Source organism: Azospirillum sp. B4, from assembly GCF_000333275.1.
Lineage (GTDB): Bacteria > Pseudomonadota > Alphaproteobacteria > Azospirillales > Azospirillaceae > Nitrospirillum.
The window spans coordinates 1-15807 of the sequence record NZ_BACU01000098.1; the positions used below are offsets into that span (position 1 = coordinate 1).

Here is a 15807-nt window from a genome sequence, read left to right on the forward strand (position 1 = left end):
CCAGCAGACCCACCAGCAGTGGACNGACATCAGANNCCTGCAATGGGGTGTGACCCGTCCCATGAACACCCTGGCGGGCGCCACCGCCAACGCGAAAGTTTCCGAGCCGTCGGTGCGCGAGGTCGTGCTGACCAAGACCAGCGACAGCTCCTCGGTGAAGCTGTTCTCCCAGGCCTGCAGCGGCCGTTCCGGCGTGACCGCCAAGATCCACATCGTCACCAGCGGCAACCCGGGCGACACCTATATCGAGTTCACGCTGACCAACACGCTGATCTCCTCCTACAACATCTCCGCGTCCAGCGACCGGCCGGAAGAGCAGATCGTGCTGAACTTCACCAAGGTGGAGATGAAGTACACCCCGTACGACAGCCAGCATAATCCGCAGTCCCCGATCATCGCCTCCTACGACCTGGCCACCACCAAGTCGGCTTGATCCGCCGTCATCCTGGATGGGGTCCTGCCCCATCCAGGATGGCTGGCCGTCCAGCAGATAAGATTGCTGGGCATTTTGGGTATGGCGCACGTCAAGACGGCACTGGACGGAAGGCGGGACTATCAGGAATTCCGTGCTCAGCGCCATCTTCGCGGTGGAGGTGGCGGGCGCCCTCATAGCCTTGGGCCTGCTGTTCACGCAACCGGGCGGCGCTGGCGGCAGCGTGCTGGTGACCGTCTTCACCCTGGCGGCCGCTCTCTGCCAGATCTCCACCGTCATCTGGCTGCTGCGCCACCGCAAGGAATAGCCCCCACGAAAAGGCCGGCTCACGCACCAGGGGATAGTGGAGCGTCACGCCGCTCACGCCATCCTCGTTACGGAAACGCGTGTCGCTGAAGCGGTGGCGCACCAGGGAGGAGCCACGGCCGGGCAGGGCCGCGATGCCTCGCCATCAATCCCGCCCGGACCGCGTCTACCCTTCGGACAGGTTTGAGCCCTAAGCCCATCCGTCCCGGATGCCGGCGCCCCTATGTAAAACGGCTGGCACGCGACTCAGGCGTCCTGGACCCTTGGGGCGGGTCCGGTCGGCATCTTTCGGATAGGCGTTGAACCCGGTTTCGCCGCCATGGCCGCGCCGGCGGCCTTGGAAGACTGGGCGCATCCGCCGGCGTCGCGTCAGTCCCGGATGGCGGCCTTTGCCAAAAGGCCATTTCGCGACCGCGGACGCCGGCACGATCCCCACGGCGATTTTGCGCCTCAGGGGCTGATTCACACAAATCCACTTTATGTGAATCAAGTAAATCATTCACTCAGACGAACAAGAAACATGCCTGATATTTAGAGGTAATCTGCTGCACATGGTGCGGCAATCTGTGCAACTTGTTAAAAATAATCCAAAAGCATGTCGTTTTACAGAGACTAATCCATCTTAATAAATCTCTTTCATTACCAGAAAATCCTTGTTTAAGCGCCGTACATGCTGATGAGAACTATGTCTGACGATTATGCATCTACTATTTTGCTGCAAATTACGAACGGAGACGTTACTCGGGTAATTCGTGGTGTTGGGGCAGGGGGCCCGCGCGCGTTCCTGCGCGTGGGGCCCCCCTGGCGAAGGCCGGGGTTCGTTTAGGGGAGCGGGGCGATGGGTAAGATGCTGCTGGACGCGCGGGTGGACCTGGGGAAGCAGGGCCGGACGTCGCGTTCGGTGCTGCTGGCCGGCTCCTCCCTCCTGGCCATGGGCACGGCCCTGATGTCCCCCCGCGCGGCGACCGCCGACACCATCGTCACCGCCGGTGCCACCTCGTTGATCGCGACGCAGGCCACCGGCAACGTCACCCTCACCAACAGCGGCACCCTCAGCGGCGGCGCCACCGCCCTGACGTACGCCGACGGCATCAGCTTCCTCATCAACCAGGGCCTGATCCAGGGCAGCATCCGCGGGCTGTACCTGGCCGGAACGCAGGCCGCCGGCTACGTCACCCTGACCACGCTGGTGAACACCGGCAGCATCGTGGCCACCGGCAACGCCATCGAGATCGCCGTGGGCAATACCCTGGTCTCCTTGGTCAACAGCGGCATGGTCCAGGGGAACCTGCTGCTGAACGGCGACACCGCCGTCTCCCTCTACGGCGGCACCGGTGGCGCCACCGGCACCTTCATCGGCGTGGACGGCACCACCCAGGGCGTGATCACCAGCGGCGCCGACATCACGCTGGCCAGTGGCAACCTGCTGCTGAACGATGCCGTGAACGTGGGCGGCAACACCCTGGTGAACAGCGGCGCGGCCGTGACGCTGAGCACCATCGTCAGCGTCACCGGCAATTACCGTCAGTCGGCCGGTGAGCTGGCCTTGGGCGGCGGTGCTGAACTGGTGATCAGCGGGAGCGCTACCGTCACCGGCGGCACCGTCTCCGCCTTCCTGGGCAACCTGTCGACGTCGGGGAACTACGTGGCGGGCGACGCCGTGGCCACGCTGATCGCCGCCGGCAGCGGCAGTTACAGCGGCATCACCGCCAACCTGGGCAGTGGCCTCGCCAACCTGGGCGTGGGGCAGGGGACGGACGGGTCCAACCTGCTGGCCGTCGCCACCAGCGACTATATCGGCGGCACGCTGGGCAGCGTGACCAACACCGGCAGCATCACCGCCCTGTACGTGGCCGCGACGGGCAGCCTGGGCGGCTTCCGGAACGAGACCACCGGCACCATCAGCGATGTCGGCGGCGTCACCCTCCTGGGCGTCGTCGGCACCCTGGACAACGCCGGCCAGATCCTCGTCCGCGGCACCAGCAGCACCGGCGCCTTCAACGCCGGCGGCCACATCGGTACGCTGAACAACAGTGGCACCATCCGCAACACCGGCAGTTTCGGTGTCGGCATGGTGGTTCGTGGGACGATCGGCCAATTGGTGAACCAGGCCGGCGGCAGCATCAGCGGCTATGAGGCCATCGCGGTCGTCGGCCCCACGTCCAACAACGGCACCGCCACCACCATCAACACGGTCAGCAACAGCGGCTTCATCGGCGGCGGTTATGTGGGGGTCGAGGTCGATGGCACCATCGGCCAGCTGCGGAACCAGGCCGGGGGCACCATCGCGGGCAGCGGCACCGCCATCCATGTTTATGGCGGCATCACCACCCTGACCAACAGCGGCCTGATCCAAAGCAACTATCACGCCATCGATATCGGCGCCGCCCAGTTCATTGGCGGGACCATCGGCCTGCTGGACAATCAGGCCGGCGGCACCATCGTCGGCTCCCAGGTTGGTGTCGCCAACACCGTCATCGTCCATACCCTGGTGAACAGCGGCATCATCACCGGCGGCAACCAGGGCGTCCTCAACCAGGTCATCATCGGCACCCTGGAAAACCTGGCTGGCGGGACCATCACCGCATCGGGCGGCGGCACCTCGACGGCTATCCGCAACGTCGCCATCATGGGCACGCTGACCAACGCCGGCCTGATCGCCGGCAACTATGGCCTGTACGTGGGCGCCGGTGGCACGCTGGACGCCTTTAGCAACAGCGGCACCCTGACCGGCCGCCATCCCGTCGCCGCCATCGGCAACAGCGGCGCGCTGGCCGCCATCGGCGGCATCGCCAACAGCGGCACGATGGTGGTGGGCACCACGTTCCAGACGGGCACCGCCATCCAACTGAGCTACGCCACCATTGGGCAGATCAGCAACAGCGGCACGGTGGTCGCCGCCACCAACAGCTTCAACAGCTACATCATCTACGCTGACGGCAGCACGATCGGCAGCATCGCCAACGATGGCCTGGTGTCGATCCAGAACGGCGTCTTCGCCCTCAACTACAACGGCACCATCGGCACCGTCAGCAACAGTGGCGTGTTCAACGGGGGCGGCGGCGCCTTCCTGGCCAACGATGGGTACGGCGGGGGGCACGGCACCGTCGGCGTGGTTGAGAACAGCGGCACCATCACCACCGCCTATACTGCCATCAAGAACTGGGCCGGCGGCACCCTGGGCACGGTGGTGAACAGCGGCACCATCATCGGCCGCACCGCCTTCTACAACTCCGGCACCTTCGGCACCCTGGTGAACAGCGGCCTGATGCAGGGCAGCATCATCAACCTGAGCGGCACGGATCTGACCATCCAGGGCGGCGACAACGGCACGCTGGGCACCTTCACCGGCACCAGCCTGACCAATATGGGCACCATCCTGAACACCACCGGTAACGTGGTGCTGGCGGGCGGCGGCCTGTTGCTGAACGACAATCTGGTGGTCACCGGCCACACGGTGCTGAACAACGGCGCCACCCTGGCGCTGAACACCATCGTCACCGTCAGCGGCGACTATGCCCAGACGGGCGGCGGCCTGAACCTGGGCGGCGACACGATGGTCACCGGCGGCCTGGCGGTCAGCGGCGTGGGCAGCCTGTCGGGCGTGGGGGTGACCGCCACCCTGTCCACCCTGGGCAACTACCTGGCGGGGTCCGTCTACGGCACCCTGGTGTCGGCGGCCGGCGGCCTGAACATCGACACGATGTCCTACACCCTGGCGGGGGCCGCGCTGGTCGGCACCACGCTGACAGGCACCGACCTGCTGGCCGTCGCCACCGGCGACTATATCGGCGGCACGCTGGACACGCTGACCAACAGCGGGTCGATCAGCCAGGTCTATGTCGGTGCGGCGGGCAGTCTGGGCACCCTGGTGAACGCCACCGGTGCGGTGATCGGCAACGGCGTCATCCTTTACGGCACGCTGGGCGCGCTCAGCAACAGCGGTGCCATCATCGGCGACATCACCAATTTCAGCGCCAACGCGCTGACCATCGTCAACGGCAACGCCGCGACCCTGACGGGCGGCACCCTGTCCAGCACGCTCGCCAACGTCACCTTGTCCGGTGGCAGCCTGCTTTTGGCCGACCAGGTGAACCTGGCCAGTGGCACGCTGGTCAACGACGGTGTCAACCTGACGCTGGGCACCATCGTCAGCGTCACCGGCACCTATGCCCAGGCGGGCGGCGGGCTGACCCTGGCCAGTGGGGCGCGGCTGGTGGTCAGTGGCGACGCCAGCATCAGTGGCGCCAGCGTCGCCTCGTCCATCGCGCTGACCTACAACGCCAACTACCTGGCCGGAACGGTGCTGGGCACCCTGGTGGCCGCCGGGGCCGGCAGCGGCTATACCGGCCTGTCCCTGGCCAATGAGGGCGGCCTGAACGGCGTGGCCACGGCCGCCGTGGGCGTGGACGGCAACCTGGTGGCCCAGGTCACCAGCGATTACATCGGCAGCGCCCTGGCCACCCTGACCAACAGCGGCACGCTCTCCGGCGCCTACGGCCTGTACATCGGCTATTACGGCAGCCTGGGTAGCTTCGCCAACACCGGCACCATCGCCGCCACCACGGGCCCCGGCGTCAGCATCGTGGGTGCCGCAGGCACGCTGGACAACAGCGGCCTGATCAGCAGCACCGGTGTCGCCGTATCGATCAACAACTATGGCCAGACCGTGGGGCTGCTGTTGAACAGCGGCACCATCGCGGGCGGCGGCTACGCCGGCGTGTACATGGGCGACGGCACCGTGGGCACGGTGCTGAACACCACCGGCGGCACCATGGCGGGCGGCTATGGCGGCTTCTGGATGTCGGGGGGCAGCATCGGCCTGTTCGACAACGCCGGCCTGATCACCGGCACGCTGCTGGCCATCAACACCGGCGGCAGCATCGGCACCCTGGTGAACGAAGCCACCGGCAGCATCGTCGACTTCCTGAACAACGGCATCCAGAACGGCAGCAGCGTCCATATCGGCACCCTGTCCAACGCCGGCCTGATCGGCGGCGCCTACCAGGCCATCCAGAACTACGGCACCATCGATATTCTGGAGAACCAATCCACCGGCACCCTCACCGCGACGGGCCAGAACGGCCACAACGGCCAGGCGGCGGTCGTCGCCAACATCCGTGGCATTATCGGCACGCTGTCCAACGCCGGCCTGATCTCCGCGTCCATCAACAACTTTGGCGGCAATGGCGGCATCCAGAACCTGGGCGGCACCATCGCCGTCTTCGACAACAGCGGCACCATCGGCGGCAACGTCGGTATCGGGAACTATGACTATGCCGGCGCCAGCGGCATCGTTGGTACGCTGATCAACAGCGGCCTCATCATCGCGCAGACCCAGGCCATCTACAACAACGGCACCATTGGCACGCTGATCAACAGCGGCGTGGTCGCGGGTGACGTGGTGAACAACCAGACCAACGGCGGCGACCTGACCATCCTGGGCGGCACGGGTGGCACCGTCGGCACCTTCACCGATTATACCATCACCAACCGGGGCACCATCACCAGCACGTTGGGTAGCCTTGTGTTCGCTGGCGGCAGCCTGCTGCTGAACGACCGCGTCAACGCCACTGGCCACACCGTGTTCAACACCGGCGCCGACATCACGCTGGCCAGCGTCATCGCCATCACCGGCGACTATAGCCAGTCCGCCGGCACGCTGGTGCTGGGCGGGCGCGCGCAGCTGTCCGTCACCGGGGCCGCCACCCTGGCCGGCGGCGGCGTCCGAGCAACGGCCGACGGCATCGCCACCGCCAACTACATCGTTGGCGATGGATCCGCCATAACCCTGGTGCAGGCCGACGGCGGCCTGACCGACACGGCCGACCTGACGGTGACCAATACCCTAGCCCAGGGCGGTCACCTGGCCCTGGGCGCCAGCACCCTGACGGCCAGCCAGTTGCTGGTCCTACCGGCCAGCGACTATATCGGCGCCGGCTACGGCACCCTCGACAACAGCGGCAGCCTGATGGTCGCTGGCACCGCCCTGTACATCGCCAGCACCGGTAGCCTGGGCGCGCTCGCCAACAGCGGTACCATCGGCGGCACCATCACCAATGACAGCGCCTATGACCTCAGCATCCAGGGTGGCACCGGCGGCACGACCGGCACCCTGACGGGCGGCAGCCTGAGCAACCAGGGCACCATCACCAGCACGCTGGCCAACGTGGTGCTGTCAGGCAAACTGCTGCTGAACGACGCCGTCAATGTCGGCACCGGCACGCTGGTCAACAGCGGCGGCGCCCTGACGCTGGCCACCGTGGTCGGCGTCACCGGCGCCTATGCGCAGGCCGGCGGCACGCTGGCCCTGGCGACGGGGGCCGGACTGGTGGTCAGCGGGGCGGCCAGCATCAGCGGCGCCACCGTCACCATCGCCCGCCAGTCCACCCTGGGCAATTACGTGGCCGGCGGCGTCTATGCCACCCTGGTGGCCGGCGGCGCCGGGTCCAACTACACCAGCCTCAGCGTCACCACGGGCAGCCATGCCCTGGGCCTCGCCGGCACCGTGTCGAACAACGGCCTGCTGCTGGCCGGCACCGGCGATTATATCGGCGGCAGCCTGGGCAGCCTGGCCAACAGCGGCACGCTGGCGGGCTTTATCGGCCTGACCGTCGCCCAGGCCGGCCGGCTGGGCACCTTCACCAACGACGGCCTGATCAGCATCAGCGGCGGCCGGGCCGCCGACAACTATGGCAGCATCGGCCTGCTGGAAAACACCAGCATCGGCACCATCACCGGCACGATAGGCCTGTACAGCGGCAACAACGGCACACTCAGCACCCTGGCCAACGCCGGCCTGATCAGCGGCACCTACGGCGTCTACCTGGAATACACCCAGGTCACGCTGCTGACCAACAGCGGCACGCTGGAGGCCCTGGCCGGCACCGGCGTGCCGGTCGCGCTGAACCTGTCGCAGAGCACCCTCAGCACTCTGGTGAACAGCGGCCTGGTCAGCACCGACGGGTATGGCTATGGCGTCAATCTCAACTTCGCCACCATCAACACGCTGGTCAACCAGGGCACCATCGCCGCGGGCATCGGCGTCAAGATGGCCTACGCCAGCCTCACCACGCTGGAGAACAGCGGCACCCTCAGCGGCACCACCGCCATCCAGAACAGCTACGGCGTCGGCATCGGCACCCTGGTCAACAGTGGCACCATCATGGGCTTCAAGGCCTATCTGGGCTTCGCGAACGCCAGCCTGGGCACCCTGGTGAACAGCGGCCTGATCCGGGGCGGCATCTACAACGGCAGCACCGACTATAACGACACCGTCGCCGGCGACCTGACCATCCAGGGCGGCACCGGCGGCACGGTGGGCACCTTCACTGGCCAGGACGGCACCTCCACGGGCGTGATCTACAACAGCCTGAGCAACCTGGTGTTCGCCAGTGGCGCCCTGCTGCTGAACGACGACGTCCGGGCCAATGGCCAGACGGTGACCAACACCGGTGCGGCCATCACCCTGGCCAACACCATCAACCTCACCGGCGCCTACAGCCAGTATTCCACCGGCACCCTGGTGCTGGGCGCGGCGTCGCAGCTGAACGTCATCGGTGCCGCCAGCATCGCCGGCCAGGTGGAGGCTTCGGTCGCCGGCGACATCACCGCCAACTACCTGGTGGGCGACACGGTGGGCACCCTGGTGCAGGCCAGTGGCGGCCTGACCTACACCGGCACCTTCGTCAACGGCGGCGCGCTGGACGGCCACGCGCAGTTGACCGTGGGCACCAGCAGTGGCGAGCTGCTGGCCCTGGCCACCACCGACTATATCGGTGCGGCCTATGGCACCCTCAGCATCGGCGGCCTGCTGACCGGCCCCACCGCCCTGTACATCGCCAGCACCGGCAGCCTGGGTGCGGTGGTGAACAGTGGCACCATCGCCGGCAACATCACCAACCTCTCATCCTACGACCTCAGCATCACCGGCGGCACCCTGACGGGCGTCAGCCTGACCAACCAGGGCACCATCACCAACACGCTGTCCAACGTGGTGCTGGGCGGCACCCTGGCGCTGAACGACGCGGTGAACGTGGGCGGTGGCACGGTGATCGCCCACGGGGCCACCTTGCGCCTGACCAGCATCGTCAGCGTCACCGGCAACTACAGCCAGGCGGGCGGCGCCCTGGCCCTGGGCAGCGGGGCCGACCTGGTGGTCAGTGGTGCCGCCAGCATCAGCAACGCCAGCATCACCGCCACCTACGGCCTGTCGGCGACGGGCAACTACGTCACGGGCACGGCGCTGGCCACCCTGGTGGCCGGTGGGACGGATTCCGACTACACCGACGTGATCGTCACGAACCAGAGCACGCTGACCGGCCTGGGCCTGTCAGGCGCCGTCTCGGGCGAAAACCTGCTGCTGGCCGCCACCAGCGACTACATCGGCGGCAATTACGGCAGCCTGACCAACAGCGGCGCCCTGACCGGCGCCTATGGCCTGTACGTGGCCAGCACCGGCACCCTGGCCGCCTTCAGCAACAGCGGCAGCATCAGCGGCACCTTCCGCCCGGTGATCAACGCGGGCACCATCGGCACCCTGGAAAACCTGGCGGGCGGCACCATCACCGTCACGACCGACCCCACGGGCCGCAACTACACCGCCGCCATCTACAACACCGGCCGCATCGGCACCATCAGCAACGCCGGCCTGATCGCCATCGACGTGGGCAGCTACAGCTACAGCAGCATCGCCGCCATCGAGAACAACGGCGGGTCCATCGGGCAGGTGGTCAACGCCAGCGGCGGCACCATCAGCGGCCGCCTGGGCATCGACAGCAACGGCGGCACCATCGCCACCATCAGCAACGCCGGCCTGATCAGCGCCATCAGCGCCATCCGCCTGTATTCCGCCCGCAGCACGCTGGTGACCAACAGCGGCACGCTGTCCTCCGACGCGATCGGCACCAACCTGATCGACGCCTACAGCGCCAGCATCGGCACCATCGCCAACAGCGGCCTGATCACCGTGGGCGGCGGCGGGGCCGCGGTCGCCGTGGTTTACGGCACCGCCGGCACCATCCTCAACAGCGGCACCATCACCGTTGCCACCGGCACCGGCATCTTCGGCTATTCCACCGGCATCGACCGGGTGGTCAACAGCGGCACCATCATCGCCCGCAGCGCCGTGGTCATGAACAGCGCCGGCCTGAACACCCTGGTCAACAGCGGCCTCATCGGCGGTGCCGTCGTCAACGGCCAATTAGGCTCCTCCGCCAACGCCCTGACCATCGTGGGCGGCACCGGTGGCACGGTCGGCACCTTCACCGGCGTGAACCTGACCTCCAAGGGCGTCATCGTCAATTCGGTCAGCAGCCTGATGTTCGCCAGCGGCGCGCTGTTCCTGAATGACGACATCCGGGCCACCGGCCAGACGGTGTACAACGCCGGCGCCGCCCTGACCCTGGGCACGCTGATCACCCTCACCGGCAATTACGCCCAATCCTCCATCGGCACCCTGGTACTGGGCTCGGTGGCGGCACTGTCCGTCACCGGTACGGCCACCGTCTCCGGCCAGGTGCAGGCGTCCGTCGCCGGCAACGCCGCCGGCAACTACCTGGCGGGCGACACCGTGGGCACCCTGGTGCAGGCCACGGGCGGCCTGACCTATGACGGCACCCTGGTCGGCGGCAACGCCCTGGGCGGGCACCTGCAGGTCACCGACGGCACCACCAGCAGCCAGTTGCTGGCCGTGGCCAGTACCGACTATGTCGGCGGCACGCTGGACAGCATCGTCAACGGCGGCCTGGTCTCTGGCGTTACCGCCCTTTACATCGCCGGCACGGGCAGCCTGGGCGCCCTCATCAACACCGGCATCGTCGCCGGCAACATCGTCAACCTTTCCACCCACGATCTCAGCATCGCCGGCGGCACCAGCAGCGCGCTGGGCACCCTGACCGGCAGCACCCTGACCAACCAGGGCACCATCACCAACACGCTGTCCAATGTGGTGCTGAGCGGCTACCTGCTGCTGAACGACACCGTGAACCTGGGCGGTCATACCCTGGTCGCCGATGGCGCCGGCCTGTCGCTGACCACCATCGTCACCGTCACCGGCGGCTACACCCAGGCCGGCGGCGCCTTCAACCTGGGTGGCGGGGCGGAGCTGGTGGTCACCGGCGCCGCCAGCATCAGCAACGTCACCATCGCCACCTCCTACGCCCTGTCGTCCACGGCCAACTATCTGGCCGGCACGGTGCTGGGCACCGCGGTCGCCGGCGGTGCCAATTCCAGCTATGTCAACCTGACCGGCTATAACCTGGGCGGGGCCGTGAACCTGGCCATCGCCGGCACCACCTCGGGCGACAGCCTGCTGGTGGCCGTCGCCAGCAACTATATCGGCGGCACCTACGGCGGTGTGGCCAACACCGGCACCCTGTCCGGCACCACCGGCCTGTATGTCGCCAGCACCGGCACGCTGGGCACCTTCACCAACAGCGGCGCCATCGGCTTCCCCTACGGCACCGGCATCGCGAGCAATGGCGGCACCATCGGGACGATAGACAACGGCGGCACCATCGGTGGCGGACGTGCCGTCAACCTGTTCAACGGCGCGCAGGTCACCCTGCTGAACAATGACGGTGGCACCCTGACGGGCGCCCTGACCGCCGTTTACGTGAACCACAGCACCATCGGCGCCCTGGCCAATAGCGGCCTGATCGCGGCGACCGGTTCCGCCCAGGCCCTGCGCAACTATGGCGGTTCCATCGGCAGCGTCAGCAACAGCGGCACCATCCAGGTCACCGGCGCGTCCTCCTCGGCCCTCGCCCATGCGGTCGAGAACACGGACTCCGCCACCATCGCCACCCTGGCCAACAGTGGCCTGATCACCTCCAACGCCGTCGCCCTCTACAACGAAACCAACGGGTTCATCGGCACCCTGGTCAACGGCGGCACCATCAGTTCCGGCAGTGGCTTCGCCATCCGCAACATCATCTCGTCGACCATCGGCACGGTGCTGAACAGCGGCGTCATCAGCGGCGTCAACGCCCTCTATAACGGCAGCGGCAGCGGTATCGGCCTGCTGGTCAACAGCGGCACCATCGCCGGCACCATCTACAACGGCGACTTGGCCAACCTGACCATCCAGGGCGGCGACGGCGGCACCATCGGCACGCTGACCGGCCAGAACCTGACGGGCAGGGGGGTGATCGACAACCAGGCGAGCGACCTGGTGTTCAGCGGCGGCGCCCTGCTGCTGAACGACAACGTCATCGCCACCGGCCACACGGTGCTGAACGCGGGCGCCACCCTGGGCCTGTCCAGCATCATCACCGTCACCGGCGACTACGCCCAATCCGCCGGCGCGCTGGTGCTGGGCTCGGTCGCGCGGTTGTCCGTCACCGGTGCCGCCAGCATCGGCGGCCAGGTGCAGGCCAGCATCAACGGCACCGCCACCGCCAACTATCTGGTGGGCGCGACCGTGGGCACCCTGGTGCAGGCGGGCGGTGGCCTGACCCTCGACGGCACCTTCATCAGCACCGGCGCTGTGGGCGGCCATCTGGAGGTCAGCGGCGTCACCACCAGCAGCCAGTTGCTGGCGCTGGCCACCAGCGACTATGTCGGCACGGTCCTGAACAGCATCGTCAACACCAGCCTGCTGTCGGGCGCCACGGCCCTCTACATCGCGGGCACCGGCCGCCTGGGCACGCTGGTCAACACCGGCACCGTCGCCGGCAACATCGTCAACGCCGGCAGCAGCTTCTTCAGCATCGCCGGCGGCACCGGCGCCACGGTCGGCACGCTGACGGGCGTCAGCCTGACCAACCAGGGCACCATCACCAGCGCCAACACCGACGTGGTGCTGAGCGGCAACCTGCTGCTGAACGACACTGTCAGCATCGGCAACCACACCCTGGACGCCAGCGGGGCCAACCTGACGCTGGCCACCATCGTCACCATCGCCGGCAACTACGGCCAGCTCGGAGGCACCTTGGCCCTGGCCAGCGGGGCCGGGCTGGTGGTCAGCGACGCCGCCAACATCAACGGCGCCAGCATCAGTACCGCCTACACCCTATCGTCCACGGGCAACTACATGGCCGGCACGGTGTTCGGCACCGTGGTCGCCGGCGACGCGGACAGCAGCTACACCAACCTGGTCGTCACCAACCAGAGCGCCGTCACCGGCCTGGCCCTGGCCGGCGTCACGTCGGGCGGCAACCTGCTGGTGGCCGCCACCGGCGACTATATCGGCGGTACCTACGGCAGCCTGGCCAACAGCGGCAGCCTGTCCGGCGCCTACGGCCTGTACGTCGCCGGCACCGGCACGCTGGCCGCCTTCAGCAACAACGGCGTGATCAGCGGCCGCACCCCCATCATCAACCAGGGCGGCATCGGCAGCCTATCCAACAGCGGCACGGTGCAAGGCCAGTACGCCGGCCTCAGCAACGCCGGCACCATCGCCACCCTGGTGAACAGCGCCAGCATCGGCCAATCCGGCGGTACCTTCGGTTCGGCCATCGGCGCCTCCGTCGGCCTGCGCAACACCGGCACCATCGGCAGCCTCAGCAACACCGGTGTCATCAACGGCGACAACACCGGCCTCTACAACGCGGGCAAGCTCGCCACCCTGGCCAACAGCGGCGTCATCGTTGGCGGCAATTTCGGCCTGCGCAACAACACGGGTGGCGCCAGTATCGGCACCTTGGCCAACAGCGGCACCATTGGCAGCCGGGCCGGCGCCGTCGTCATCAACAGTGGCACCATCGGCCTGCTGGACAACCAGGGCAGCCTGGTGTCCGGCTTCAGCGCCGCCGTGGCCGCCAGCGGCGGCACCATCGGCACCCTGCTGAACAGCGGCACCATGTCCGGCGCCCAGGGTGTGATGGTGGCCAACCTGGGCAGCATCGGCACCGTCGACAACCGCGGGCTGATCACCGGCAGCGGCCAAGCCGTCACCATCCGCAGCAACGCCACCCTCGGCCTGCTGATCAACAGCGCCGTCATCGCCGGCACCATCCTGAACCAGTCCGCCCGCGACCTTTCCATCCAGGGCGGCGACACGGTCACCGGCACCTTCAGCGGAGGCCTGATCGCCAACACCGCCAGCGACCTGGTCTTCACCTCCGGCCGCTTGCTGCTGAACGACGCCGTCGACGTCACCGGCCACACCCGATATCGCCGGTGCCGTCGGCGATGGCGGCCACGATCTCATCGCTCAGGCGTTCTTCCACATCCACCGTCACCAGGGGATGGACGTTCAGAAAGCTGCTCAGCAGTTCCGGCAGGAATTCGGTCAGCGCGTTGGTGTTGGACAGGATGCGGACGTTGCCGGCCGCCCCGCCGGCATAGACGCCCAGATCCTCCCGCAGGCGGTCGGTCTGGTCCAGGATGGTGCGGGCATGGGCCAGCAGCGCGCGGCCGGCGGCCGTGGGGGTCACCCCGTGCCGCCCGCGGTCCAGCAGGGTGGCGCCCAGCGACACCTCCATGTTGCGGATGCGGGTGCTGGCTGCCGCCAGGGCCAGGTGCGCCCGTTCGGCCCCCCAGGTGATGCTGCCGGCCTCCACCACGTCGCGGAACAGGGCCAGGTCGATCAGGTCGAATTGCATGGACGCATCCTTCGTCAGAGGCGAAGGCAGACTGCGCGCAATACGCATTGTTGCCAAGGGTTCACCCACCGATACTTCGCCTGTGACGGAGCGACCCCGCCTGGGCCCTCCTCCGCCAGGGGCCCGCATCCCCGGGCGGCACCCTGAACCCGAAAGGACATGATCATGACCGGCCGCCCATCCGGCGGCGCCGGCGGCGCGCTGTCCCGCGCGCTGCTGGGGCTGCTGCTGCTCGCCTTCATCGCCCTGCTGATGCACCGCCCGCCATTGGAGGTCGCGGCCGATGCCCAGGGCCGTTCCTGCACCCTGGTGCGGGTGACGCCCGACCCGGACACGCTGCCGCCGGTGGCGGTGGCCAAGCCTGGCCCGCCGTCCTTCGGCCCCGACGCCTATGGTGATTGAGGCGACGCGGTTCGGCCGCAGGAAACGGGATGGCGGGGCCGGGTCCACAGGGCAGGGTGGGCCACCAACAACCCCTGTCACGGTTCTCCCCCATGACCCTGTCCTTCACCGTCGCCGGCCTGGATCCGGCACCCTTCGCCCCGCTGTTCGACCTGGATAAGGCCGGCCTTGATGCCGTCGGCGCCGTACGCCGGGTGGCCGATGCGCCCATCGGTTTTCCCTGCCGGGTCAGCCTCGACGACGCCCGCCCGGGCGAGACGCTGGTATTGGTGAATTATCAGCACCAGCCGGCCCTCACCCCGTATCGCGCCGCCCACGCGATCTATGTGCGCCAGGGGATGGCCGGCGCTTGCCGGACGGTGGACAGCCTGCCGCCGGCCCTGGCGCGGCGCACCCTGTCCCTGCGTTGCTTCGATGCCGGCCACATGATGGTGGCGGCGGACCTGGCCGAAGGGGCGGAGGCGGCGCCCATCATCCGTCGCCTGCTGGACCGGCCGGAGGTGGCCTACATCCAAGCGCACTACGCGAAGTTCGGCTGCTATGCCGCGCGGATCGAGCGGGCGCCTTGAAAGCGATTTAGAGCCTGTTTGACAACCCTATGAGCGCGCGAGGCGCCTGAAGATCAGGCTGGACTTATCTGATCAGCGACCTTGAGCCGCGGCGGCGTCTGGCGCGCGGTGCAGCGGCAGCCACAGGGTGAGGCGCGTGCCCATGGGACCGGAATGCCAGGTGACGGTGCCGCCCACGGCCTGTGCCCGCCGCTGCTGGTTCCGCAGGCCCCGGCCGGTGGATGTCTCCAGGGCCTTCTCCGTATCGAAGCCCCGCCCATCGTCCTCGATCGTCACGCGCACGCCGGCCACATTCCCTTGGGCGTCGGGGGCGGTGCCCAGCCGGACGCGTCGGGCGTCGGCATGGTGCAGGGCGTTCGCGATGCCCTCCTGCAGGATGCGGAGGATATGCAACGCGCTGCCGGGATCCAGCCAGACAAGGGTCGGCAGGTCCTGCACATCCCACACCAGGGCGATGCCCGATCCTTCCAGGCGCGGCTCCAGCCGATAGCGCAGCGAGGCCAGCAGCAACAGCAGGTCGGCGTCCACCGGCTCCATCGAATCGATGGCC

Annotated in this window: 6 protein-coding genes; 5 read left to right on the forward strand and 1 reads right to left on the reverse strand. The window is 67.8% G+C overall.

Annotated features, from left to right (window positions below; genetic code table 11):
- The 5 genes from I55_RS04955 to I55_RS04970 all read left to right on the forward strand — a co-directional run.
- Positions 1-433: type VI secretion system tube protein Hcp (locus tag I55_RS04955; protein WP_044559401.1), on the forward strand; the 433-nt coding region annotated here is incomplete at its 5' end.
- Between the two features lie 133 nt (positions 434-566).
- Positions 567-740, forward strand: coding sequence for a hypothetical protein (locus I55_RS36820; RefSeq protein WP_159107110.1), 174 nt, complete (start codon positions 567-569; stop codon positions 738-740).
- A gap of 837 nt (positions 741-1577) precedes the next feature.
- Entirely contained in the window at positions 1578-14228 is a 12651-nt protein-coding gene (locus I55_RS37590; RefSeq protein ID WP_044559402.1) for an S-layer family protein, read from the forward strand.
- Between the two features lie 223 nt (positions 14229-14451).
- Entirely contained in the window at positions 14452-14688 is a 237-nt protein-coding gene (locus tag I55_RS04965; protein ID WP_148293574.1) for a hypothetical protein, read from the forward strand.
- 92 nt (positions 14689-14780) lie between these two features.
- Entirely contained in the window at positions 14781-15257 is a 477-nt protein-coding gene (locus I55_RS04970) for a DUF1203 domain-containing protein (RefSeq protein WP_049973845.1), read from the forward strand.
- Between the two features lie 72 nt (positions 15258-15329).
- On the opposite strand, the gene I55_RS04975 is transcribed toward I55_RS04970, so the two are convergent.
- The coding region (locus tag I55_RS04975) for a sensor histidine kinase (protein ID WP_376739169.1) at positions 15330-15807 on the reverse strand (478 nt) is incomplete at its 5' end.

What these genes read in the sequence shown, in the direction of transcription:
- I55_RS37590 (WP_044559402.1), top strand. Translation starts at nt 1,578, where the DNA reads ATGGGTAAGATGCTGCTGGACGCGCGGGTGGACCTGGGGAAGCAGGGC.
- I55_RS04965 (WP_148293574.1), top strand. Translation starts at nt 14,452, where the DNA reads ATGACCGGCCGCCCATCCGGCGGCGCCGGCGGCGCGCTGTCCCGCGCG.
- I55_RS04970 (WP_049973845.1), top strand. Translation starts at nt 14,781, where the DNA reads ATGACCCTGTCCTTCACCGTCGCCGGCCTGGATCCGGCACCCTTCGCC.